The 26,007-nt window shown below is 33.4% G+C and carries 24 protein-coding genes; 9 read left to right on the top strand and 15 right to left on the bottom strand.

Annotated features, from left to right (window positions below):
• Positions 1–25 precede the first annotated feature (25 nt).
• The 4 genes from fabD to DK441_RS15675 all read right to left on the bottom strand — a co-directional run bounded on the left by fabD (position 26) and on the right by DK441_RS15675 (position 4,317).
• Entirely contained in the window at positions 26–907 is an 882-nt protein-coding gene (gene fabD, locus DK441_RS15690; RefSeq protein WP_109851545.1) for an ACP S-malonyltransferase, read from the bottom strand.
• A gap of 211 nt (positions 908–1,118) precedes the next feature.
• Entirely contained in the window at positions 1,119–2,336 is a 1,218-nt protein-coding gene (locus DK441_RS15685; protein ID WP_109851544.1) for an outer membrane beta-barrel protein, read from the bottom strand.
• Between the two features lie 191 nt (positions 2,337–2,527).
• The gene (locus DK441_RS15680; protein WP_109851543.1) at positions 2,528–3,379 is read right to left on the bottom strand and encodes a fructosamine kinase family protein; all 852 of its coding nucleotides are present in this window, start codon (positions 3,377–3,379) and stop codon (positions 2,528–2,530) included.
• Positions 3,379–4,317, bottom strand: a complete 939-nt coding sequence (locus DK441_RS15675) for a dihydrofolate reductase (protein WP_109851542.1) — start codon at positions 4,315–4,317, stop codon at positions 3,379–3,381. The genes DK441_RS15680 and DK441_RS15675 overlap by 1 nt, the downstream gene beginning before the upstream one ends.
• A 65-nt stretch (positions 4,318–4,382) precedes the next feature.
• Here DK441_RS15675 and DK441_RS15670 point away from each other — a divergent pair, with 65 nt between their 5' ends.
• Both DK441_RS15670 and DK441_RS15665 read left to right on the top strand, forming a co-directional pair.
• On the top strand, positions 4,383–5,465 hold the full coding sequence (locus DK441_RS15670) for an aminotransferase class V-fold PLP-dependent enzyme (protein WP_109851541.1): 1,083 nt from the start codon (positions 4,383–4,385) through the stop codon (positions 5,463–5,465).
• A 121-nt stretch (positions 5,466–5,586) separates the two neighbouring features.
• Positions 5,587–5,883, top strand: coding sequence for an isoamylase early set domain-containing protein (locus DK441_RS15665; RefSeq protein ID WP_074409589.1), 297 nt, complete (start codon positions 5,587–5,589; stop codon positions 5,881–5,883).
• Positions 5,884–5,926: 43 nt separating this feature from the next.
• Here the strand turns inward: DK441_RS15665 and DK441_RS15660 are convergent, their stop codons facing one another.
• The 9 genes from DK441_RS15660 to DK441_RS15620 form a co-directional block, all read right to left on the bottom strand.
• The gene (locus tag DK441_RS15660; protein ID WP_109851540.1) at positions 5,927–6,208 is read right to left on the bottom strand and encodes a DUF427 domain-containing protein; all 282 of its coding nucleotides are present in this window, start codon (positions 6,206–6,208) and stop codon (positions 5,927–5,929) included.
• A gap of 22 nt (positions 6,209–6,230) precedes the next feature.
• Entirely contained in the window at positions 6,231–7,205 is a 975-nt protein-coding gene (gene egtD, locus DK441_RS15655; RefSeq protein WP_109851539.1) for an L-histidine N(alpha)-methyltransferase, read from the bottom strand.
• A 15-nt stretch (positions 7,206–7,220) separates the two neighbouring features.
• On the bottom strand, positions 7,221–8,393 hold the full coding sequence (gene egtB, locus DK441_RS15650; protein WP_109851538.1) for an ergothioneine biosynthesis protein EgtB: 1,173 nt from the start codon (positions 8,391–8,393) through the stop codon (positions 7,221–7,223).
• Positions 8,394–8,503: 110 nt separating this feature from the next.
• The gene (locus tag DK441_RS15645) at positions 8,504–8,929 is read right to left on the bottom strand and encodes an energy transducer TonB (protein ID WP_109851537.1); all 426 of its coding nucleotides are present in this window, start codon (positions 8,927–8,929) and stop codon (positions 8,504–8,506) included.
• 23 nt (positions 8,930–8,952) lie between these two features.
• Entirely contained in the window at positions 8,953–9,777 is an 825-nt protein-coding gene (locus DK441_RS15640; RefSeq protein ID WP_109851536.1) for a thymidylate synthase, read from the bottom strand.
• A gap of 142 nt (positions 9,778–9,919) precedes the next feature.
• Positions 9,920–11,623 carry a NupC/NupG family nucleoside CNT transporter gene (locus DK441_RS15635; RefSeq protein WP_109851535.1) on the bottom strand — a complete coding sequence of 568 codons (1,704 nt, stop codon included), beginning with the start codon at positions 11,621–11,623 and terminating at the stop codon, positions 9,920–9,922.
• Positions 11,624–11,674: 51 nt separating this feature from the next.
• Positions 11,675–12,292, bottom strand: a complete 618-nt coding sequence (locus DK441_RS15630; protein WP_074409596.1) for a bifunctional nuclease family protein — start codon at positions 12,290–12,292, stop codon at positions 11,675–11,677.
• An 86-nt stretch (positions 12,293–12,378) separates the two neighbouring features.
• Positions 12,379–13,347 carry an electron transfer flavoprotein subunit alpha/FixB family protein gene (locus tag DK441_RS15625; RefSeq protein ID WP_109851534.1) on the bottom strand — a complete coding sequence of 323 codons (969 nt, stop codon included), beginning with the start codon at positions 13,345–13,347 and terminating at the stop codon, positions 12,379–12,381.
• Positions 13,348–13,442: 95 nt separating this feature from the next.
• Positions 13,443–14,189: an electron transfer flavoprotein subunit beta/FixA family protein gene (locus DK441_RS15620; RefSeq protein ID WP_074409598.1), complete on the bottom strand. Its 747-nt coding sequence runs from the start codon at positions 14,187–14,189 to the stop codon at positions 13,443–13,445.
• Positions 14,190–14,378: 189 nt separating this feature from the next.
• On the opposite strand from DK441_RS15620, the gene DK441_RS15615 reads away from it, so the two are divergent.
• The 3 genes from DK441_RS15615 (at position 14,379) to DK441_RS15605 (ending at position 18,745) form a co-directional block, all read left to right on the top strand.
• A complete protein-coding gene (locus DK441_RS15615) occupies positions 14,379–15,386 on the top strand; it encodes a pyruvate dehydrogenase complex E1 component subunit beta (RefSeq protein ID WP_255412316.1) in 1,008 nt (335 codons plus the stop codon).
• 117 nt (positions 15,387–15,503) lie between these two features.
• A complete protein-coding gene (locus DK441_RS15610; protein ID WP_109851533.1) occupies positions 15,504–18,002 on the top strand; it encodes a DUF5686 and carboxypeptidase-like regulatory domain-containing protein in 2,499 nt (832 codons plus the stop codon).
• A gap of 212 nt (positions 18,003–18,214) precedes the next feature.
• On the top strand, positions 18,215–18,745 hold the full coding sequence (locus DK441_RS15605; RefSeq protein WP_109851532.1) for an inorganic diphosphatase: 531 nt from the start codon (positions 18,215–18,217) through the stop codon (positions 18,743–18,745).
• Between the two features lie 58 nt (positions 18,746–18,803).
• On the opposite strand, the gene DK441_RS15600 is transcribed toward DK441_RS15605, so the two are convergent.
• Positions 18,804–19,574, bottom strand: coding sequence for a hypothetical protein (locus DK441_RS15600; protein ID WP_109851531.1), 771 nt, complete (start codon positions 19,572–19,574; stop codon positions 18,804–18,806).
• A 185-nt stretch (positions 19,575–19,759) separates the two neighbouring features.
• Between DK441_RS15600 and DK441_RS15595 the strand changes: the two genes are divergently transcribed.
• On the top strand, positions 19,760–22,159 hold the full coding sequence (locus DK441_RS15595) for a sodium-translocating pyrophosphatase (RefSeq protein WP_109851530.1): 2,400 nt from the start codon (positions 19,760–19,762) through the stop codon (positions 22,157–22,159).
• Between the two features lie 273 nt (positions 22,160–22,432).
• On the top strand, positions 22,433–23,434 hold the full coding sequence (locus DK441_RS15590) for an App1 family protein (protein ID WP_109851529.1): 1,002 nt from the start codon (positions 22,433–22,435) through the stop codon (positions 23,432–23,434).
• On the opposite strand, the gene DK441_RS15585 is transcribed toward DK441_RS15590, so the two are convergent.
• Positions 23,431–24,198 carry a LexA family transcriptional regulator gene (locus DK441_RS15585; RefSeq protein WP_108807879.1) on the bottom strand — a complete coding sequence of 256 codons (768 nt, stop codon included), beginning with the start codon at positions 24,196–24,198 and terminating at the stop codon, positions 23,431–23,433. The genes DK441_RS15590 and DK441_RS15585 overlap by 4 nt on opposite strands.
• A 139-nt stretch (positions 24,199–24,337) precedes the next feature.
• Here DK441_RS15585 and DK441_RS15580 point away from each other — a divergent pair, with 139 nt between their 5' ends.
• The gene (locus DK441_RS15580; RefSeq protein ID WP_160112119.1) at positions 24,338–24,751 is read left to right on the top strand and encodes an endonuclease domain-containing protein; all 414 of its coding nucleotides are present in this window, start codon (positions 24,338–24,340) and stop codon (positions 24,749–24,751) included.
• Positions 24,741–26,003 carry a putative DNA modification/repair radical SAM protein gene (locus DK441_RS15575; RefSeq protein WP_109851527.1) on the top strand — a complete coding sequence of 421 codons (1,263 nt, stop codon included), beginning with the start codon at positions 24,741–24,743 and terminating at the stop codon, positions 26,001–26,003. Before DK441_RS15580 ends, DK441_RS15575 begins: the two co-directional genes overlap by 11 nt.
• Positions 26,004–26,007 lie beyond the last annotated feature (4 nt).

Here is a 26,007-nt window from a genome sequence, read left to right as displayed (position 1 = left end):
TTATATTATATATTGTTGATATTTCTTAAATCGAAGCAGAAATAGTTTCCATAGATCGATCTACTTTTTTCACCAATCCTGATAATACTTTTCCTGGTCCAACTTCGGTAAATGATGTTGCGCCATCTTTGATCATATTTTGCACACTTTGCGTCCATTTTACAGGTGCCGTAAGCTGTGCGATCAAGTTCTTTTTAATTTCTTCTGGATCTGTAACCGCTTCTGTCGTCACATTTTGATACACAGGGCAATTGGGTGTATTAAACGTAGTCGCTTCAATCGCTGCTGCCAATTCTTCTCTGGCAGGTTCCATTAATGGTGAATGAAATGCTCCTCCTACTGGTAATACCAATGCTCTTCGAGCTCCTTTTTCTTTCATCAATTCACATGCTTTTTCGATAGCTTCTACTTCGCCAGAGATTACTAATTGCCCAGGGCAATTATAGTTTGCTGCTACTACAATTCCATCTATTTCTTCACACCCCTGCTCTACTACCTCATCTTCTAATCCTAAAACAGCTGCCATTGTAGATGGTTTCAACTCACACGCTTTTTGCATCGCTATCGCTCGTTTAGATACCAATCGCAATGCATCTTCAAAATTAAGAGTTCCGTTAGCAACTAAAGCAGAAAGTTCTCCTAAAGAATGCCCTGCAACCATATCTGGTTTAAAACTATCTCCTAATACTTTACTTAAGATAACAGAATGCAAAAAGATAGCAGGTTGCGTTACTTTAGTTTGTTTTAACTCATCTGCTGTACCTTCAAACATAATTTTGGTAATCTCAAACCCTAAGATATCATTAGCTTTATCAAAAAGTTCTTTAGCGATGTTTGAGTTTTCATATAGATCAAGACCCATTCCGGAAAATTGAGCTCCTTGACCAGGAAATACATATGCGTTCATATGATACTGTATATTTAAAATTTTGACAAAAGTAAGGATAAAGTTGGTACGAGTAACTAGATTTTTTGTTTTGGGCGTTCGGGCGGGCTATTCGCTACAATTCCTCGCATGATCTACCCCTAGACAACACTTCGCCAAGCTCAGTATCATAGCTTAAAAAGACAATACTCGGGATTTCTACTACTATCCCTAACGCAACAAGTTGTCTTATTTAAAATATAGAATACCCAAAGATTATAGACAGTGTTTTATAATCAGAGCTCCAATCTGCATAATCATTTAAGATATCATGACTTAATCCATATCTACATTCCAAACTATATTTATCATTGTATTTGTATCCTAAACCAAAAGTTAAATTGCTTCCTGCCTGAATATCTAAATCTTCGCTGTGTTCAAAAGTAATATTTGAGTTTAGATTCAAAACAAATGCAAAAGAGCTATTGATGAATAATTTTGAGTTTTCGCTTAAAAACATATAATGCCTAATTCCAATAGGTATTTCTAAAGACTTGTAATCCACCTTAATCTGTTCTGTTCGCTCAATAACAGTATTCGGGTTTAAAATTCTTTCGTTTTCTGATTTATAATATTGATATTTTGGCTCGACCAGTACGGCCCATTTGTTTTTGTTAAATGGTAAAATGAATTCAGCTTCAACTCCAAGCCTAAATCCTAATTTATTGTCAAAATCCATATTATATGATGAAAACAAAGCATCATTGCGTATGGATAGAGAAGAACTATTTAAACCAAGTCTAACGGTTAAATTAAACAAATCTCTTTTCTGTTTGTTTTCAAAATTGATAGATTCTGAATTGTTACATGTATTGTATTTCTTAAAAAGAACTTTTAGTTCGTTTTTATAATAATCTACATTTTTAAAAGTGTTCATTGAAATGCCTTTGCATTTTAAATCACTCCATAACTGCTGCCTATATCTATTGTTTATATTTATTTTGTTTTCTGGGGTCAAGTATTTTTTAAATATTAGTTGCTTAACTTCAGAATTATCTACGCTATAAAAAAACTTGGACACGTTTTTATCTTCAAATGAGTACAAACTAGCTTTTCCTTCTATTACTACCTTTAAAAAAATTTCTTCTTCTTTAAATGTAAGATTTCCACTAGTACTCAACTTGTTCATTGCATTGCTTGATCTCTCAATCATAACTACATGTCTACGATATTTTAATATATCATAAACCCCAAACTCTTTAACAGATTTGATAGTAATTTTCTTGTGTTCTGTATCTTCTGATAATCTATATTCAAATTCGGTTGGGTTATTTTTCCAATCAATATTTTTAATTTGGCAATCAATTTTTTGGCCAGAATTATCGATATAATATCCTTTTTGAAAAGAAATTTGTGAATAGCAATTAATATTAACAACAATAATTAAAAGAAATAATAGCTGTTTTTTCATTTTAGATTAGTTAATTATTAGTTAGGCAATGGTTTAAGTTTTTTTAATCGTAAGAGATTCTATAGATCAAAATGTAATATTCTATGCAATAATAGAACATCTCAGTTTCATTTTTCGGAACTGAAAAAAATTAATTCAAATTGTTTATACCTAATTTATATAACCGTCTAAAAAAAAGTAAGGTGAGTTTATTATGAATACCGCTTTACAATACTTTTTACCTTATTGTAATATGAACTCCCAAATAGATTAAGGTGAACCAAAAGGTAATATAATTGCCAAATCGATAATCGATCTTTCCAATTCTCTACAAGCGGAAAAACTTCATTGTAGATATCAAATACGCTAGAATTAAAACCTCCAAAAAGATGCATCATACCTATATCCATTTCTCTGGGTGCGTATGCAACCGCCGGATCGATAAGACAAGGATATCCTTGCATGTCAATCATAAAATTACCACTCCATAAATCACCATGAATCAGGCTTGGTTTTTCGTCTGGTATTTCATCTTTAAGCATATTATAAAATGTATCTACATCTGAGAATAAGAAACCATTTTGTCGCGCCAATTCAAATTGTGGTTGTAGTCGCTGGGTCACATAGAATTGGTATGTAGAATCACATATAGTATTATACTGTGGTAAACTCCCGATATAATTGTCATTTTCGAAACCAAAATAAGAATCATTTTGTTGGTGTAGGCCCGCTAGTTGTTCTCCAAATATTTCCCAAAAAGTATCTGCTTGTTTTCCAGAATCAATATATTCTAATATCAAAAAAGCAACATCATCAGATTCACCAAAATGAATAATATCTGGTATGGTAAATGTGTTTGAATCTTTAAGTTTTTCAAGACCTTTGACTTCTGCCTCAAACATCCCAGGAAATTCTGAAGCACTATTAACTTTGGCAACAAATTTTTGTTGATTTGTGTGTATAAGACAGACTTCATTAATATCTCCTCCTGATAATGGCTGTATCGCTATTATATTTTCTGAAAGTAATTCTTCAAAATGAGATGTAAGCTTTAAAGAGCGCATTATTTTTTGATATACGTCAAATACGTAAATGGATACTTATGCTTTTCGTCTATATCATGAAATTCTTCTTTCTCTAATTTCCAGATTTTGGTATCAATTTCAGGAAAAAAAGCATCTGCTTCAAAAGATTCATGTACTCTGGTTAATTCAATACAATCTGCATGACCCATCCCCATAGTATAAATCTCACCACCTCCTATAATAAAAGGTTGTGTATCTCCTTTGGCTATCTCTAAAGCATCTTGTATATTATGTACTACTATTACACCTTCTGCCTGATAGTTTGTATTTCTGGTGATTACAATATGCACACGATTAGGGAGTAATTTAGGAAAAGTTTCAAAAGTTTTACGCCCCATGATAATATGATGACCAGTCGTTAGTTTTTTAAACCGCTTAAAATCATCTGGTAAATGCCAAACCAGGTCATTATCTTTACCTAAGGCGTTATTTTCTCCAGCCGCAGCAATCATTGTAATCACACTCTTTGTTTCTTTTAACTCTCCCACAATCTCTGATGTTTTTCCTTTTATAAATCCTTCTTTCTTTTTAACCAATTCTTCTTTGGGGTACATTAAATCTACATCTTTCTGAAGTAAAGCAATTTCTTCTTTTTGTTTGGTAATTAAACGCTCCATCTGGCGATCTGCCCACTCTTGCCCCATAAATGTACTAAACAACCATACATTACAAAAATGTACTACCAAAAGGAATGCCCAGCATAGTATTGCTATAATATACCAGTCTATCCCAAATAATGTAACCTCTTTTCCGTAACCAAATGCCAGGTTAAGAATTGCAAAAAACACAGAACCAACTAAAAAAATGATGAAATGTTGAAATAATCTTTTTTTCTGAATAACGCGCTTACGTGCATGCTCATATAACTCACGCTGCTGTGGGTCAATTTGTATTGTTTCTTTCTTTTTTGAAAACATATTAATGCTAACTTAGTACCGGCAAGTAAAGATATAGTTTTTACCAAAAAGCACTAAAATTACTTATGAAGAATTTAAGAAAAGAATTTCCTGTTTTATCTAACAATACCTATCTCAACACAGCATCTTCTGGATTACTTTATGATTCGCTTTTAGATTTTAGACAGGAACATGATTTAGATTTTCTTATTGGCGGAAGTCTGTTTAGAGATCATCAACGAGATTTTTTAAATAGTGTGCGCAAAACTATTGCAACATTTTTTGGAAGCTCTGATGACAATGTAGTATTAACTCCTAATTTTTCTCTAGGCTTCAATACAATATTGAGCGGGTTAGATAAAAATAAAAAGGTCTTATTGCTGGATGAAGACTATCCTTCTATTAACTTTGCTGTCACCAGTAAAGGATTTAATGTTTGTTACGCAACAATAGATGCTACAGTAGAACAAAATATTGAAAATGCCATACAAAAACATAAGCCTGATATTTTTGCATTTAGCCTGGTACAATACATTAATGGTATTGCAATAGATCTTGATTTCCTTACCCAATTAAAAGCCAAACATCCTGATATACTTTTTATTGCTGATGCTACACAGTTTTGCGGTACCAGGGCTTTCGATTTTAATGCTTCGGGAATTGATGTTTTAGGATGTAGTGGTTATAAATGGTTACTGGGCGGGTATGGTAATGGATTTATGCTGTTTAACCATAAAGTATTAGATCAGATTACACCTTCTTCATATATCGATGCTGCTGCTAATACCAATTATGATCCATCATACACAAGTTTGCAAGCAAGATTTGAATGTGGTCATCTGGACACCTTCAATTTTGGAAGCCTACAATATTCTCTGAATTTTCTAAACAAAATAGGCATTGCGACTATTGAAGAACATATGAACACATTAGGTAATTATGCAAAATCAGAATTTGCCAAACTAAATGTATTAGAAGAAAATGTGGTAAAACGCCAAAGGCATAGTACAATTTTTAATATAAAAGGTGATCAGAAATTACATTTGCATTTAAAAAAGCACCATATAATTACTTCTCTTCGAGGACCAGGGATTCGAATTAGTCTTCATTTTTATAATACCAAAGAGGACGTAAAAAAATTAATTGATGTACTATATCGTTATCGTTAATATCTTATTGTTAAGTGTTGATTAAATTACTGATAATCTGATGTTTCCCTCTTTTCGTTTTTATTGTTTTATAGTAACTTAGTTATAAATTTATTAACCAATATTTAATAGTATATAAATTATGGCGATTACTAAGCAATACTTAAAATCTAAACCTATTTGTAAAGTTACTTTTATCGTTCCTGCGAAAGAAGCAAATAATGTAAGCGTAGCCGGAGAATTTAATGAATGGAATACAGAAGCTACCATTTTGAAAAAGTTGAAAAACGGAAACTTTAAAGGAACCATTGATCTTCCTAAAGACAACAAATTTGAATTTAAATATGTTGTAGATGGTGAATGGACAAACGAGATCGAAGCTGACGGATATCAGTGGAACGATTTTGCAGCTGCAGACAATAGTTTACTTGTCGTATAATTGATTTATAACTCTATAAATTTATACAAGGTGTTGAAAAGTGTTAATCCACAACTTCAACACCTTTCCAAAAAGCAACATATCCTTTGATTTGCTTTGCCAGATCACTAGTATTTGGGTAATACCATGCCGCATCTTTATTTTCTTTTCCGTCTACCTCGATTGTATAATACGATGCTACTCCTTTCCAAGGGCAATTGGTATGTGTATCACTGGATTTAAAAAATTCTTTTTTTATTGCTTCGGGAGGAAAATAGTGATTATTCTCTATCACTTTAGTATCCTTACTTTCTGCTAATACCTGTCCGTTCCAAATTGCTTTCATATTCTGGGTGTTTTTTTGTTTTTTATTCTTCTTTTGTAATAAGATAATCTTTGTAATCGTTATTCTGATCTGAAAAAGATTTCACAATTTTCAAACCAGATTCTTTTGCCAGCCACTTTACAATATCATCATCATATTTCTGAGAAATTTCGGTATGAATACTCTCCCAGGCTTCGAAGTGAACTTGCAACGACAAATTATCAATATCGACAGTTTGTTTTTCTTTGCTCACCAAATAACTTTTAGCAGTTCCATTTTCGGGATCATATGTCTCCCAATGCAAGAACTTATCCAGATCAAAATTTCCATTAAGTTCTTTATTAATTCTTGCCAAAACATTCTTATTAAAAGCTGCTGTTACTCCAGATTTGTCGTTATATGCATCTAAAACTTTCTGAGGATGTTTTTTTTGGTCAAATCCTATAAAAAGCAAATCACCAGTATGCATTGCATTGTATAATTTTTTCAAAAACTGAATAGCCCTTGCATGCAATAGATTACCAATATTAGATCCTAGAACCATGATTACTTTTTTACGATCGCTTATATGTTTTAATCGATCTAAGACTTCAAAATACTCGCCTATTTGTCCTTGCACAGTAACTTCTGGCATTTCCTGGTTTAAGTTTTTCACCAATCCATCAATAGCATTTTCACTAATATCAATCGGGCTATACGTAAAATCGTAGTTTTGATTTAGTAATTCTTGCAATAACACTTTTGTTTTTTTTCCATCTCCTGCTCCCAATTCGATTAAGTCAAAACCTTCTTTATCGGTATCGAATTTTTGAATAATATCGGATTTGTGAGTTACAAAAATTTCATACTCTGCTCGTGTAAGATAATATTCTGGCAATGCCATTATCTGCTGAAAGAGTTCATCTCCTATTTCGTCATAAAAAAATTTAGATGACAGGTATTTGGGAAACGCAGTTAAACCTTCGCATACTTCTTTCTCGAAAGTAGAAACCAGTACTTTTTGATCTTTAGAATTCATGTAAAAAAAATAGAGTTATTTATCCTTCACTAATCGCAATCCTGTAAATTGCCATCTAAGGTTTGGGTGAAAAAAATTACGATATGTTGGTCTTGTATGGTTTCGTGGTGTAGCTACAGATCCTCCTCGTAGCACTTTTTGATTTACCATAAATTTTCCGTTGTACTCCCCTAATGCCCCGGGAGCTTTTTTGTAGTTTGGATAAGGTGAGTATGCACTTTCTGTCCATTCCCATCGTATTCCCCATTTGAAAAGAGACTGAGCAGTTTCCCATTCAAACTCGGTTGGTAACCGCTCTCCTTTCCATTGAGCAAAAGCAAATGCCTCATAGAATGAAATATGAGTGACCGGAGCTGTGTAATCCACTGTTTTTAATCCTTGTAAGGTATACTGATGGTATTGTCCATCTATTTTATGCCAATATAATGGAGCTTTGATATTATCTTTATGTATCCAATCCCAAGCTTCTGCATGCCATAACAGACTGTTTTTATATCCTTTATCTTCTATAAATTCAAGATATTCTTTATTGGTTACTAGTGTATTTGCAATGGTGTATTCTCTTAGAAATACCTTATGTCTGCCAAGTTCATTGTCATAACAAAACTTATTTCCCTCATAACCAATATCATACACACCTTCTTCTACAGTACTATATCCAGAAGTTTGATCATCATCAAAACTGGGGTTTTCAGAAAACGTATCATTGTACTTAGGAAACAACGGGTTATTTCCTAATATAAATTTTATGTCTGTAATCAATAATTCCTGATGTTGTTTTTCATGATGAATACCAATCTCTACCAACTCTCTGATTTTTGGGTCATCATTTTCTTCTAAAAAAGTCTGTAAGTGCGAGGTAATATAATCTCTATATTCGTATACCTCACTTACGGTTGGTCTAGAAAGATTTCCTCTATCGGTACGGATTACTCGTTTTCCTACGCTTTCATAATAACTATTAAAAACATAGGCATACTCTGGGTGAAATCGTTTAAAACCTGATACATATTTTGACAGAATGAATTCTTCAAAAAACCAGGTAGTATGCCCTAAGTGCCATTTTGGAGGGGAAACATCTACAATAGGTTGGATCACATAATCTTCTATCTGGAGAGGTGCACAAATTTCTTCGGTATCTGATCGGGTTCTTAAAAAGGAAGTTATTAAATTATCTATAATGATCATAAAAAAGAGTGTATACGACTTACGTATACACTCAAATTTACTGATTTTTATTATTTTTTATCCTATAACAAGGTTAATCCAATGTTAAAATTAGAATGTCAACCTCTATATTACTGTGGTTTTCTAAACGTAATTGGAACAGTATAAGCTACAGCTATTGGTTTCTCTCCCCATTTACCTGGTTTCATCTTAGGAATAGCTCTAATAATTCTAATAGCTTCTCTTTGTAAGTATCTATGTGCTCCTGTAACTTCAAGTACTTCTACTTTTCCTTTTTTATTTATAATAAACTCTACTGTTACTGTACCACTTAATCCTTCGTTCATAGCAATCTCTGGGTACTCAAAATTTTGAATAATATGATTTCTCAATTTTTGATCAAAACATTGTGCAGGGGTTTGTCTTGACCGATCACATTTGGGCCACATTGGTGTGATTCCTTTTTCATTCGCATTTTCCTGCGATAAAATTATTGCATCCTGGGAAAAAGAAATTCCCGAAAGCAAAAGTGTTAAAATAAGTAATGTTCTTTTCATCGTAGTTCATTTAAAATTTGGGCTTAAACTGCAACCCTTCCCTTTATATGAGAGTGCGGATCATAGTCTACTAACTTGAAATCATCAAAAACGAAGCCAAAAATATCTTTCACCTCTGGATTAAGTATCATTTTGGGTAATTTTCGAGGTGTTCTAGATAGCTGAAGCTCTAGTTGTTCTTTATGATTGTTATAGATATGAGCATCTCCAAAAGTATGTATAAACTCACCTGCTTCATAGCCACAGACCTGTGCCATCATCATGGTAAACAAGGCATAAGAAGCTATATTAAATGGTACTCCTAAAAAAATATCTGCGCTACGTTGATACAGTTGACACGACAGCTTGCCATTAGCAACATAAAATTGAAAAAAAGCATGACAGGGAGGTAATGCCGCCTTACCGTTAGCCACATTTTCTGAAAAAGATTTTGATGTATCTGGCAGAACACTTGGGTTCCAGGCAGATACCAACATACGTCTACTATCGGGATTGCTTTTAAGCGTCTCTACTATTTCTTTGATCTGGTCAATCTCATTATTATCCCAATTACGCCATTGATGACCATATACAGGGCCTAAATCTCCATTATCATCAGCCCATTCGTTCCAGATACGAACGCCATTCTCCTGAAGATAACCTATATTGGTATCTCCTTTCAAAAACCATAATAATTCGTGGACTATAGATTTTAGATGTAGTTTTTTGGTAGTGACCATAGGGAATCCTTCACTAAGATCAAAACGCATTTGGTAACCAAAAACGCTTTTTGTACCTGTGCCAGTTCGATCTTCTTTTGCATTTCCATTTTCAATTACATGATTCACAAGATCAAGATATTGCCTCATATTCTCTCTTACAGTTTATGTTAATCTTTAAAGTTAAAAGTGCTTTCCAAATATACAAAAAATAGCATACCAGATACTCTTTAATTTATTGATTTAAGGATTGTTGTACAATAGTTTTTAACAATACATTATGAATAAACTATTATCCTATTATCATTCCTGCAATTGTAGCAGATAACAGGGATGCTATAGTACCACCGATCAGTGCTTTCATACCAAATTCAGACAATGTTTTTCGTTGTCCGGGTGCCAACGAACCAATACCTCCTATTTGTATTCCGATTGAAGCAAAATTTGCAAAACCACATAGCATATAAGTAGCCATAATCACAGATTTATTATAGGTAAAATGTAGTGCACTGGCTGGGTTTTTTAGATCTGCTAATTGTATATATCCTACAAATTCACTTGCTGCCAATTTAATTCCTAGAAGTTGCCCCATTAAAGTTATGTCTTCTTTGGCGACTCCAATCATCCACATTAATGGTGCAAAAAGATAACCTAAAATAAGTTCAAGAGATAAGCTTTGGTAAGCTGTGTTTGATGCTATCCAAGTGTTTACAGAAGTGATGTCTCCAATCCAACTTAATACACCATTCAGCATAGCAATAAAGGCTACAAACACTAATAACATAGCACCAACATTTACAGCTAGTCTTAAGCCTTCAGTTGTTCCGTTTGCTATAGCGTCTAAAATATTAGATCCTATTTTTTCTGAAGAAACATGCACGTCTGTATTAATTTTTTCCGTTTGCGGAAATAGTATTTTAGAAATCACTATGGCTCCAGGAGCTGCCATTACTGATGCTGCTAATAGGTGTTTTGCAAATTGTAATCGTAAAACCGGATCGTCTCCTCCTAAAAAACCAATATATGCTGCCAATACAGCTCCAGCAACAGTTGCCATACCACCGATCATAACTAATAGCATTTCAGACTTATTCATCTTTTCTAAGTACGCTTTAATTAATAGAGGTGCTTCTGTTTGGCCTAAAAAGATGTTACCAGCAACACTTAAACTTTCTGCTCCAGATATCTTGAGTGCTTTGGTCAACAACCAAGCCAAGCCTTTTACTACTTTTTGAATAATACCTAGATAAAATAATAAGGAAGTTAAAGCTGAAAAGAATATAATAGTTGGTAGTACCTGAAAAGCGAATATAAAACCAAAGGTATCCATATCTACAACCAAACCTTCAAACAGAAATTTACTTCCTGCTCTAGTAAAGTCTAAAACACTAACAAATAGGCTTCCAACCCATTCAAATACCGTTTGAACAAACGGTACTTTTAAAACTCCAATAGCAATTAGTAATTGAAATCCAACACCTAATCCAACTGTTTTCCAATTAATAGCTTTTCGGTTACTGCTAAATAAAAATGCAATTATCAGAAGAACAATCATCCCTAAGACCCCTCTCGATAAACTATTAAGTGAAAACCCTTGATTAGGTATAAGTTGACTAACTTCTACTACAGGAGCTACTTGCTCTGTTTTTTTCTGGGTAGAAAGAGCATATGAAATATTATTTTTTGAAATAACCAGCGTAGAATCAGTTAAGGTAGTAACTCTATATCGTATAAGGGAATCTTGAGCTGTCTCGGGGAAAAGTAACAAAACGCTGTTTTGCTGTAAATAATCTCCTTGTAGTGTTTCTAAAGCACCATTAAAAGAATATGAAAACTGGCCTTGTTCTAATGAAAGATAATCTCCTTTTTTAACGGAAAAAGTTTCTTCTGTATCTCCATTAACTTCTTCTAAAGTCCATTTTTTCTCTATGGATTGTGCTGATAATATAGTGAAAACAAATAGAGATAATAGAAAAGTAAGTACTCCTTTCTTCATATAAATTGAACTCATTTAAAATAGATTAGATCTTTTACCCTAACATATAAATTAGCCTCGTTTAGAAATTTCATCGCGAATCCTTGCTGCTAATTCATAGTCTTCATTAGTAACTGCCTGATCAAGCATTCGATTGAGTTCTTCAATAGATAAGTCTTTATAACTTGTTTCTTTACCTACCATTTCAACATCATCAGAAACCAATTCATCTACTAAGAGATTTTCGGGATCGGTCTCATCATCCTTTTTAGGATTTACTTTAAGATATATACCAGCCTGATCCAAAATATTTTTATAGGTAAATATAGGAGCTTGAAATCGTAGTGCTAATGCAATTGCATCGCTTGTTCTGGCATCTATAATTTCTTCAATTTTATCGCGTTCACAAATAACACTGGAATAAAAGACACCGTCTACCAGTTTATGAATAATTACTTGCTTTACTATAATATCAAACCGATCTGCAAAATTCTTAAAAAGATCATGGGTAAGTGGTCTGGGTGGTTTGATTTCCTTTTCTAAAGCAATAGCTATAGATTGTGCCTCAAAAGCACCTATAACAATTGGTAACTTTCTTTCTCCATCCACCTCACTTAAAATTAGCGCATAAGCACCATTTTGGGTTTGACTGTATGATATTCCTTTTATGTTCAGTCGAACTAAACTCATATTGCTCTCAATAAAAAAAGGTTGTTTGAACATGCGGACTTCTACGTAGGTTCAAACAACCCCTAATTGGGCACAATTTATGAAAATTATGCGTTATTCGACTTAAATTCTTTTAATTTTTCAATAAGTTTTGGTACTACTTCAAAAGCATCTCCTACTATTCCGTAGTCTGCTGCTTTAAAGAAAGGGGCCTCAGGATCATTATTAATTACCACTTTTACTTTACTGGCATTAATTCCTGCCAAGTGTTGAATAGCTCCAGAAACTCCAACAGCAATATATAGGTTAGATGCAACTGGTTTTCCGGTTTGTCCTACGTGTTCACTATGAGGTCTCCATCCCATATCACTTACTGGTTTTGAACATGCTGTAGCTGCGCCAAGCACATCTGCAAGCTCTTCTATCATTCCCCAATTTTCGGGACCTTTTAACCCACGTCCTCCTGATACTACAATTTCTGCATCTGCAATAGAAACTTTATCTGTAGCTTTATCTACAGCGGTTACCTGTACTCCAAAATCACCATCAGAAAGTGATGGTTCAAAAGCCTCAGAAGCTGCAGATCCAGCATTTTCTTTAAGACCAAAAGCATTATTAGACAAACCAATTACTTTAACATCTGTTGGTATTTCTGTAACATTAAATGCTTTATTGGTAAATGCGGTACGTTTCACTTTAAAAGGAGAAGCGCTCTCTGGCAATCCTACAACATTAGATGCATATCCGGCATTAAGGTGTACCGCTAGTAAAGGTGCCAAAAATTTACTATCTGCTGTAGAACTCACCACAACAACCTTTGCGTCTTCTTGTACTGCTGCTTGTTTTATTGCATCTGCATATGCTTTTGCATTAAATGTAGATAGTTTATCATTTTTTATCTCTAAAACTTTATCTACTCCATACGCTCCTAATTCGCTACTATCCCCTCCATTAATACTTACAGCGGTTACAGTTGTACCAAGCATAGCAGCAACTTCTTTTGCATAAGATGCTACTTCGAAAGCGGCTTTTTTAAATTTTTGGCCTTCACTTTCTGTATATACTAAAATTGACATAAAAATTTTGTTTAATTTTTCCTGGGCATGTTTTCAGGAATTGTTTGATTGTTTTGTTAATTTTTTAAAAGAGTTCAGAATGATTTAGTTTTCAATTAAATCACCTTAGCCTCGTTATGCAATAATGCAACCAATTGATCCACATTATCCGGATCTACCAATGTTACTTCTCCTTTTGGAGTTGGTTTTTGAAACTGAACAGCTTTTGTTTCTTGATTTGCTTCAATTGGCTCTACTACAGTAAGTGGCTTTTTACGAGCCATCATAATTCCTCGCATATTCGGAATACGTAAATCACTTTCTTCTACCAATCCTTTTTGTCCTCCTACAATTAAAGGTAATTTAGTGGTAGAAGTTTCTTTCCCTCCATCAATTTCGCGTATCACTGTTGCTGTATCTCCTTCGACTTCTAAACCGATGCAAGTATTTACAAAATTAGCACCTGTAAGAGCAGAAATCATTCCTGGCACCATACCACCATTATAGTCAATAGACTCTCTACCGGCAATAACAAGATCATAACCACCATCCTGTATAACTTTTGCTAATTGTCGAGCAACATAAAAACCATCTGTAGCTTCTGTATTTACTCTAATTGCATTATCTGCACCAATCGCCAAGGCCTTACGCAAAGTAGGTTCTGTCTCGGGACCACCAACATTTGCAACATCTACAGATGCTCCTTGCTTTTCTTTAAACCACATTGCACGAGTTAACCCAAACTCATCATTAGGATTAATCACAAATTGCACTCCATTGGTATCAAACTTAGTATCTCCATCCGTAAAATTAATTTTGGAAGTTGTGTCTGGCACATGGCTAATACAAACTAATATCTTCATTTTATATATGTATTTTTTGAGAATTTAATAATAAAGGCGAAGGTACAAATAAAAAGTATAATTTACTATGCGTGCATAATAAATTTTTTCAATATTCTCCCCCTATCAAAGGGTTTTAATTGCTACTTTTGCCTTCGTTATGGCACAAAATATTTTTTTTAAATAAAATCAGAATAATTAAAATAAACGGTGTCGACTAAAAATAATAAAAACAAGCACATGAAGACCATACAATTCAGAGAAGCGATTTGCGAAGCAATGACTGAAGAAATGCGACGAGATGAATCCATATATTTAATGGGTGAAGAGGTTGCAGAATATAACGGAGCGTATAAAGCAAGTAAAGGTATGCTGGACGAGTTTGGTCCGGATCGGGTTCTTGACACTCCCATCTCTGAGTTAGGTTTTTCAGGTATCGGTGTTGGTAGTGCTATGAATGGTAATAGACCCATTATCGAATTCATGACGTTTAATTTTTCATTGGTAGGAATAGATCAAATTATTAACAACGCCGCAAAAATGCGCCAAATGAGTGGTGGTCAATTTAATATCCCTATTGTTTTTAGAGGCCCTACTGCTTCTGCAGGTCAATTGGGAGCTACGCACTCACAAGCTTTTGAAAATTGGTTTGCCAACACACCAGGATTAAAAGTAGTGGTTCCTTCAAATCCAAAAGATGCAAAAGGATTATTAAAATCTGCTATTAGAGATAACGATCCCGTTATCTTTATGGAAAGTGAACAAATGTATGGCGATAAAGGTGAGGTACCAGAAGGTGAGTTTACCATTCCTCTTGGGGTAGCAGAAACAAAGAGAGATGGTAACGATGTTACTATTGTTTCATTTGGAAAAATTATTAAAGAAGCGTATAAAGCAGCAGATGAACTCGCTAAAGAAAATATCTCTTGTGAGATTATAGACCTAAGAACTGTTCGTCCTTTAGATCTTGACGCTATATTTACTTCTGTTAAAAAAACAAATCGACTAATTATTCTTGAGGAAGCTTGGCCTTTAGCTAATATTTCTTCAGAAATCACATATCAGGTACAATCCAATATTTTCGACTACTTGGATGCACCTATCATAAAAATCAACACCGCAGATACACCAACTCCATATTCTCCACAACTATTAGAAGAATGGTTACCTAATAGTAAAGATGTTGTTAAAGCTGTTAAAAAAGTGATGTATAAATAAAATGAACTCCTTTATTTTGCGTTTCATCAATTTTCGGAACATCACCAAATATAAAAATGGCCCAAAAATTGAGGTGATCCACTAATTATTGCAAGTATTAATCTTATATAGTATTAGATGAGACATTTGATTTTAGGAATACTTTTTACTTTATTGAGTTGTACATTTCTTTATTCACAAACTAAAATTGGTGGCCAGGTTTATGATAGCAATAAGCAACCTGTTCCTTTTGCTAATATTGTATTTGCAAATTCTACAATAGGAACTATAACCGATGAAAACGGTAGGTTCTATATGGAATCTGACAACAATTATTCTAATGTTAAAGTTTCATTTATTGGTTTTAAAACCAAAACTATAAAGCTAACCAAACGGGTTACCTATAAGATGGAAATCACCCTCGAAGAGGAGGCCGCTGCATTGGATGAAGTTGTTATCTATAAAGGAAAAACTTCTAAAAAAAACAATCCCGCGATCGATATTCTAAGAAAAATCTGGAAAAACCGACGGGAAAATGGAGTTAAAAAGTTTAAGCAATACACCTATGATAAATATGAAAAATTAGAATTTGACCTTAATACTATTGATAGTGCTTTGGTTAATAGCAGGATTTTTAACGGTATGGAATTTATTTTTGATGATGTAGATACATCAAGAATAACCGGAAAAACCTATTTACCCATCTTTCTTAATGAAGCTCTTTCTAAAGTATATGGTGATAATCTAATTAATGAAGAGAAAGAAGTGCTGGCAGGAAATAAAAATGCTGGATTTAGTGATAATCAAACTTTAATTGCATTTGTTAAAGACCTGTACTCTGACTATGACGTTTATGAAAACTATCTAAAATTCTTTGATAAAAGCTTTACCAGTCCATTATCTCGAACTGGGATTAGTGTATATAACTATGTCTTAACAGATAGTGCATATATAGATAATAAATGGTGTTATAACATTATATATTATCCCAGAAGAAAAAATGAGTTGACTTTTAAAGGAGATTTTTGGGTTAATGATACAACCTGGGCCATTAAAGAAATAAATCTGGAAGTTACAAAGAGTGCCAATATTAACTGGGTAAAAGATTTATATATCGAACAAGAGTTCGATGTATTAAATGATTCTATTTTTCTAATTACCAAAGATTATTTTCAGTCTGATTTTGCTTTTAGTAAGAAAGAAAAATCACGTGGAGTATATGGTAAAAGAACAACTTTATATGACAATTATAAATTTGACATAAAAAAAGATAAAAAATTCTATCAAAGTCAGGTAGATCCATATGACCAGGATATCTATAACAGAGAGGATTCTTTCTGGGCTAATGCCAGAATGGAAAAACTGAATAAGGATGAACAAAAAGTATACAAACTACTCGATACTCTTAAGACGGTAAAAGCTTTTAAACGACTCTATAATATAGGAACCATATTAGCTTCGGGATATGTAGAGTTTAATGGCTTTGATTTTGGTCCTCTTTTTAATACTATTGGATTTAATGATATTGAAGGGTTTAGGCTTAGAGCTGGTGGTAGAACATATTTTACTGCTAATGATCGATGGCGTATAGAAGGTTATGGCGCTTACGGTTTTAAAGACAATAAGTTTAAATATGGAATTTCGGGTAAATATCTTGTGGATCGAAAATCAAGACTTATCGTAGCTGCCGGAAACCGACGAGATGTAGAGCAACTTGGCGCCAGTCTAACCAATACTAATAATGTTGAAGGAAGAAGTCTGGCCTCCTCCTCTGTTATCGCTACAGGAGATAATGATAGACTTACATCTATCAATCTGTCTGCATTTTCTATGCAAATAGAACCCAAGAAAAACTTAACGGTAGGAATAACAGGATCTTACAGAACTTTAAAACCAGCAGACCCTTCTTTATTCAGCTTAGATTTTCTTGATCCCGAAACCAATGAATTGCGAACTCAAATCAAACAAACTGAAATAGCAACGCAAATTACATATACACCTGGTAGAAAAACTACTGGTTATGGTGTAGATAGAATTGTTGTAAATGATGGTGATTTTTCAACTTTATTCTTAAACTATAGTGTTGGTGTAAAGGGATTGATCGAAAGTGATTTTGAGTATCAAAAACTACAATTTTTCTATCAACAACCATGGAACATTGGAGGTTTTGGTGTATTAAACAGCTCATTAGAAATAGGAAAAACATTTGGCGAAGTCCCACTAGGTTTATTAAGTGTTATCCCAGGAAATCAAACTTATCTTTCTATATATAATACTTTTCCATTATTAAACTATTATGAATTTGTTACAGACACTTATACTTCTCTTCACTTAGAACACAATTTTAACGGTAGAATATTTTCAAGAATTCCGCTACTAAGAAAACTTAACCTTAGAGAGTTAGTCGGTATAAGAGGTGTTTGGGGAGAATTATCTGATGAAAATATCGCACTCGATGCTTCAGGCTTTTTACAATCTGTAGGAGCTCCTAACGACGAAGTTTATTGGGAATATAGTTTAGGTGTAGGGAATATTTTTAAAATTTTCAGAATAGATTTTCATTTTAGAGGAAATTATTTTGACAATCCTGATGCTCGTAAATTTGGAGTTACCGGATCTTTTGGGTTTTATTTCTAAAAAAGATTACTATATCACGGTTTTTCAAAACATTGTTTGCACCTTACAATCATTATATTTTTCTGTATTGTTACCATGTATTTTTATCTAAAAACCTTTTAGGTTATCACAATTTTAAGATTTAACTAAAAAAGCAATAATTTTTCTTTATAAATTTTAACTAACCCCCTGTAATACCTATATTTGCCGCCCATTAAAAAGAGAATGTAATTATGAGCGCAGCTACTAAAGAAAGCTTTGACGTACTAATTGAAATACCAAAAGGAAGTAGAAACAAATACGAGTATGATTTTGATATAAAAAAAATCAGATACGATCGTATGATCTTTTCCTCTATGATGTATCCTGCAGATTATGGATTTATCCCCGAAACTCTAGCCTTAGACGGAGACCCTCTGGATGTTTTAGTATTGGTTACAGAACCAACATTTCCTGGTTGTGTAATAGAAGTAAAACCTATTGGTGTTTTTCATATGACCGATGAAAAAGGTCCTGATGAAAAAATCATCTGTGTTCCCGTTTCTGACCCTATAGCTAGTCGACTGGCAGATTTAAAAGAAATGAACCCTCATTTAATAAAAGAGATAGAGCACTTTTTTCAAGTATACAAAGATTTGGAAGAGAAAAAAGTTGATGTCGGAGGATGGGGTAATATCGATGAGGCTAAAGATATTATCAAGGCCTGTATTAAACGTTTTGACGAACTTGAAAATAAACCAAAAGGATTATTTAGTATTTACTAAATATCAATCCTAAGGGCTAAAAAAGCATGATGTTTATGTAAAAAAAATATCATGCTTTTTATTTTACATCATACTCAGAAGGAAACTCTCTTTTATACTTTTTCATTTGAAGCGTACTCATATGCTGAGTAATTTCATAATTCCTTTTGTATGTATATTGAACAACCATTGGATACCCTACTTTATCATTTACATTTCTTAAATTTCCATCGGCATATTCAAAAACATTAAAGACCCAATAACTATGTTCATTGAATTGTTCCAGATTCATTGTTATGATTTCGTAGTTACCATCATCATCAACATCTCTTTCTGATCTGTGTTTTTCAAATGTCATATCATCAAAAGATATTTTTTGAAATAATACATCTTTTTTTTGAAATAAATACAAAACCTTAACCAGCATACCCATCACTCCATTTCCTGTGCCTTGCTGTATTAGTTTTATATCTTTATATCCATCGCCATTTATATCTGACACCAAAACAAGTCCTCCTTTCATGGTTAAGGGAGAAAATGAACCTGGTTGTTTTATTTTTTGAATCTCTCTCTTATTTCGAAAAATACGAATCAGACCAAAATCGATTTGTTCAACAAACCAAGTTAATTGAATAGTTAAGTTATCTTTATTATCAAAAAACTGGTCTATCGACAAGGTACAATCATAGGTTCCTTTAGTGTCTATTCTATTATACTCTTCCCACTTATTATATGTTTTATAGGACGGAGCAGAATAATCCTCGAATGCATATTGAGCATTTGTATAATTTGCAAAAAACAAACTGTAAAACACTATCAAAAAGGTAGTTCTGTAAAAATATAAAAACATATATCTTCCTATTTTTTTAAAACTTATACAATATAAGGCAGTATTATCATAATTTACTCCCCGAAAACAGTAGTTTTTTCCATTTTTCGCACAATCGATTATTTAAAATTATTGCCCTCTAACTATCTTTCGTATTTAGGGTATTTTTACTACTTTTAGCGACTAATTAACTTAAAATATACTTAATGGAATCGAATATGATTTATATGCCCATTGTTTTGGCATTACTAGGGCTAGTTTATATGCTTATCAAAAAATCTTGGGTAATGAAACAAGATGCAGGTGATGGTAAAATGAAAGAAATTTCGGATCATATTTATGAAGGTGCTTTAGCTTTCTTAAATGCAGAATACAAATTACTTGCAATATTCGTTGTAATAGTAAGTGTTTTATTATTTATAGTTTCTATAGTAGTAGATACAACACACTGGTTGATTGTGATCGCTTTTATTTTTGGAGCAGTATTCTCTGCTTTTGCAGGAAACATAGGGATGAAAATCGCTACCAAAACAAATGTTAGAACTACCCAAGCAGCCCGTACTAGTTTACCAAATGCGCTTAAAATTTCTTTTGGTGGTGGTACAGTAATGGGACTTGGTGTTGCAGGATTAGCGGTATTAGGATTAACAACTTTCTTTATTATATTTTATAACGTCTTTATGGGAGGTGAATGGACTTCTGCCGATAAAATGACTGTAGTTTTAGAAACCTTAGCCGGGTTTTCTTTAGGAGCAGAGTCTATTGCACTATTTGCTCGTGTTGGTGGAGGTATTTATACCAAAGCAGCAGATGTAGGAGCAGATTTGGTTGGTAAAGTAGAAGCAGGTATCCCAGAAGATGATCCTCGTAACCCTGCTACCATTGCTGATAATGTTGGTGATAATGTTGGTGATGTTGCTGGTATGGGTGCAGATTTATTTGGATCTTATGTAGCAACTGTCCTTGCAGCTATGGTATTAGGTAACTATGTAATCAAAGATATGGGAGGTTCTATTACAGATGTTTTTGGAGGTATTGGCCCAATCTTATTGCCAATGGCAATTGCAGGTGTTGGAATTATCATCTCTGTAATAGGCACGATGCTTGTCAAAATTAAAAGTAATGATGCCAAAGAAGCTCAAGTAATGGGAGCACTTAATATTGGTAACTGGACATCAATCATTTTAGTAGCAGTAGCCTGTTTTGCATTATGTAAATGGATGCTTCCTGAAACAATGAAAATGGAATTCTTTGGTGAAGGTCTTATTGAGATCTCTTCAATGAGAGTTTTTTATGCAACTTTAATTGGCTTATTAGTTGGAGCAGTAATCTCTTCTGTAACCGAATATTATACTGGATTAGGTAAATCACCTATTCTTAAAATTGTACAACAATCAAGTACAGGTGCTGGAACAAACATTATTGCTGGTTTAGCAACCGGGATGATTTCTACATTCCCTTCTGTATTATTATTTGCAGGAGCTATTTGGGCATCTTATGCCTTTGCAGGATTTTATGGAGTTGCACTAGCAGCCTCTGCGATGATGGCTACCACAGCTATGCAATTAGCTATTGATGCTTTTGGACCAATATCTGATAATGCTGGTGGGATCGCAGAAATGAGCGAACAGGAACCAATAGTAAGAGAACGAACAGATATACTAGATTCTGTAGGAAACACAACAGCAGCAACAGGAAAAGGATTTGCTATTGCTTCTGCTGCGCTAACATCTTTAGCTTTATTTGCCGCTTATGTTACCTTCACAGGAATTGACGGAATTAATATTTTCAAAGCACCTGTATTAGCTATGTTATTTGTTGGAGGTATGGTGCCAGTAGTATTCTCTGCTTTAGCAATGAATGCTGTAGGAAAAGCTGCTATGGAAATGGTACAAGAAGTACGTCGCCAGTTTAAAGACATTCCAGGAATTATGGAAGGAACTGGAAAACCAGAATATGATAAATGTGTAGCTATTTCTACTAAAGCATCTTTAAAAGAAATGATGTTACCCGGTTTATTAACTATTGGATTTCCACTAGTAATAGCTTTCATTCCAATGCTTTTTGGAATGGACACTAAAGCCATTGCAGAAATGCTAGGAGGATATATGGCAGGAGTTACAGTGAGTGGTGTGTTATGGGCTATTTTCCAAAACAATGCAGGTGGTGCTTGGGATAATGCTAAAAAATCATTTGAAGCCGGTGTCGAAATCAACGGAGAAATGACCTATAAAGGTTCTGATGCTCATAAAGCTGCAGTAACAGGTGATACTGTTGGAGATCCATTTAAAGATACCTCTGGCCCATCGATGAACATTTTAATCAAATTAACATGCCTTATAGGATTAGTAATTGCTCCTATTTTAGGAGGACATACTTCTGAAACTGCTGTTGCATCTAACAATATTGAAGTGATACAATCGGCAAACAACGATTCTGAAAAGAAAATCGAAGTTCGTATGAAAATGGAAGGTGAGTTAGCAACCGCTACGGTTACCATAGAAACTTCTGAAGAAGGGAAAGTAAAACGTGATGTAAAAGAATTAAAAGGATCAGAAGCTGAAGTAAAAGCAGAAATTGAAGCAATTAAAGCTTCTATAAAGTAAGAATCTTAAAATTAATACATAAGACAACCTCGCTCTTTGGGCGAGGTTGTTTATTTTTATGATATATATAACGTATAGTAAAAGTATGACAGGTACGTTTGATTTTCGGGCAGAAGAATTTCATTTAAAGAATGGATACGCTGTAATTGGTGAAATATTGATTTCTAAAAAAGACATAAATAAATTTATTTTTCAAAAAAATTAAATAAATACGACTAATACATAAAATTGCATCAAACGTAACTATACAAATTATTAAAATTTATAATTTTCATGTTTAAGAAAAAAGCTTTACGTATCAATACTTACCTTGGTTATGGCACAAATTCTATTTTTCGTGCAACAGGAAGAGCTCTCGAAGATGAAAATATTGATTTTAGTACAAATCAAAGCATTTTTAAAACGTTACGAAATATCTACAGGCAGCTTGAAAGTGATGAAATTAGGAATATCGAGATAGCACTACAATTACCCGATGGACAAGTCATAGAAACTCATACAGATCTCGAAGGGTATTATAATCTAGAACTAGATATTCCTGCGCTTTCTAATCATATAGATGAAAATGGTTGGATTACATATAGCGTATCTTACAAAAAGGAAAATACGCATAAAGAAATAAGCAATAAAAACATATTTAAAAGCCAAATGCTTGTACCATCAGATCAAGCAGAATTTGCAATTATAAGTGACATCGATGACACTATCATACATACGGGTGTTGCTTCACTATTTAAATGGAGAGTTATTGCGAATACACTTTTCAAAAACTTTGACAAGAGAACTGCAATAGAAGGCACGGTAAAATTTTGTAAAAAATTACATCTGGGCACAAAAGGATCACCTGTTAATCCTTTTTTTTATGTAAGTAATAGTCCGTGGAATTTATATGATTATTTAAGTGCATTTTTTAATAAGCATCATTTTCCAAAAGGCCCAATTCTACTTAGAGATTTTAGAACTCCATTTGATAAAACACCAAAGCCTAAAGTTCCGCATAAGCAGTCCGAAATTGTAAACCTTTTAACGATGTATCCACATTTTAAATTTATTCTTATAGGAGATAGTGGAGAAAAAGATGCAGACATTTATACCAAAATAGCAGAGCAATATCCCGGTCGTATTTTGTCCATTTATTTAAGAAACGTAAAACATCGTCGAAAAGAAAAGCGAATTAAAAAGATTATACATTCCTTTACAGTCTCTCCTATTCTACTTGTTCACTCTTATGATGAAGCTATCAAACATGCACAAGAATCCGGATTCATAAACTAGTGTTTCAAACTTCTCACCTCAGAGGTTAATACCTGCATCGCTTCTTGTAACTGTTTCATACTGGCGGCATCTGTATTAGCATCAATATTAAAACTTAATTTGCTATTTATCTCCCAAAGCTCAACTATTTGGTGTGTTTGAATCGTATAGGGTAAGTATTCAGAATTTAAAGAGATTAGCGTTATTATAGAAGCATCTGCATTTTTTCTAATTTTCTTTACCACAACACTATCTTCCAAAACAATTACACAAATTGTATTATTACTAACTTCAGAAAGGTTATTTACAGCTTTACCAATCACCCATTCTTTGGGTTCAAGCAATGGTAACATACTATCTCCTTCTACCTGAAAGCCCCGGTATGTAGCATTTCGATACTCTGGTAAAGGAATATCAAATGCAGGTAATTGTTGATACCAGTCTAAATCCTGAACATTATGAGGATATCCAGCTGCAGCTTTTACATTTACCAAAACTATATTCTCATTATTCTGAGAATCTATAGTTACTACTTTTGGAGATACGTCTCCCAGGTGTAATTGTATTTTCTTTTGAGTACTCTCGCCAAACAACCACAAGGGGTTAACATTAAACTCCTGTAATAATCTGGCTACAACTTTTCCTGAAATCTTGGTCTTACCCCTTTCTATATCTGCTGTAGAATTTTTAATCTGCAAAACCTTGGCAAAATCAGATTGGGTATAATGGTTTTCCTCGCGAATTTGTTTAAAACGCTTTATGGTTTGGTTGGTTGAATTATCCATAAAATCGAAATTTTAATAGTATTATCATATAAAAATGGTGCTATGACCTGGGATAATTAATAGCAAAGATACAAGATTTTGGAATATTTCCAATTTTAACATAATTTTATTTTAATATTTATGGAAAATTTCCATAAATTTGGAAAAATTACAACTAAATACATCTACCATGTCTTCACAAACCATCCCTTTATACCAAAAAGTATCAGAGAAAATTATTAGACATTCGCTGGATAGTTCTATTACGTCTATCGACCAACTTCATCAAAAACTCACCGAAAAAGGGTTTCATTTTCTTAGAAACAAAACTGTAAAAAATTACAATTTTGACTTTTATTGTGGCACATCAAAAATCGCTATTGAAATTGACAGCTACGCACATGAGTTTTCAGATATCTATAATTTAGATGCACCAAAAAAGTTATTTATTTCTTCGCTAGGAATTACCGTTCTTAAATTCACAGATTATCAAATATTAACCGATATAGAGGAAATTATAAGAACTGTAAAAAATCAAATAAAAACCGCTACAGAATGCATCTATGTCGTTTGAACGAATACGTCAAAAACTCTCCATTTTGGCAGATGCTGCAAAATATGATGTTTCATGTGCCAGTAGTGGAGGTAAAAGAGCTAATACTAAAAAAGGATTAGGAAATAATACAGGTTTCGGGATTTGTCATAGTTATACAGAAGATGGGCGCTGTGTTTCCTTATTAAAAATTTTACTCACCAATCATTGTATTTATGATTGTGCCTATTGCATTACCCGAAAAAGTAATGATATTAAAAGAGCTGCTTTCAAAATTCAGGAAGTAGTTGATCTAACTATTAATTTTTACAGAAGAAATTATATCGAAGGGTTATTTCTAAGCTCTGGAATATTTAAAAACTCTGATTTTACCATGGAGCGATTAGTTGCTGTAGCAAAAAAACTGAGGTTAGAAGAGAATTTTAATGGGTATATTCATCTTAAATCTATTCCCGGTGCCAGTGATGAATTGATGCGAGAGGCGGGATTATATGCAGATCGATTAAGTGTGAATATTGAAATCCCTACCAAATCTGGCTTAAAACTTTTAGCACCAGATAAAAAACATGAGGATTTTATAAAACCTATGCAAAAGGTTAAAAATGAAATCATTCAATACCAAGCAGAGCGTAAAATTATAAAAAGTACTCCTCGATATGCTCCAGCAGGGCAAAGTACACAAATGATCATAGGAGCAACTGGTGAGAGTGATCGGGATATCATGTATTCTGCAACCTATTACTACAAAAAATTTAACATGCGTAGAGTATATTATTCTGGATATATCCCTGTTATGACAGATTCTAGGTTACCATCATTAGGAACCGAGGTTCCTGTTCTTAGAGAAAATCGTCTGTATCAAACCGATTGGTTATTGCGCTTTTATGGATTTTCTGTTAACGAAATATTAAACAACACCCACAAAAATCTGGACTTGGATATTGACCCAAAGTTAAGTTGGGCATTACGTAATCTACATCTCTTTCCTATTGATGTTAACAAAGCAGATAAAAGGATATTGGCCCGGGTTCCTGGCATCGGTATGCAATCGGTATTTAAAATACTACAGGCCAGAAAATTTAGAAATTTAGATTGGTCTCATCTTAAAGCCATTGGTATAGCTCTAAACAGAGCTCAATATTTTATCACTTGTAATTCTAAGGACTTTTACAACAAAGATCATGATCCCCATACATTAAAAGCTAAAATCCTAAAAGGCTCTAATAGCAAGTATAAAAAATACTTTAACCAACAGTTAAGTCTTTTCTCTTAATATC

Source organism: Aquimarina sp. AU58 (genome assembly GCF_900312745.1).
Classification (GTDB): Bacteria; Bacteroidota; Bacteroidia; order Flavobacteriales; family Flavobacteriaceae; genus Aquimarina; species Aquimarina spinulae.
The sequence above is the reverse complement of the archived record's forward strand: the minus strand, read 5'-3'. Positions and strand labels throughout refer to the sequence as shown.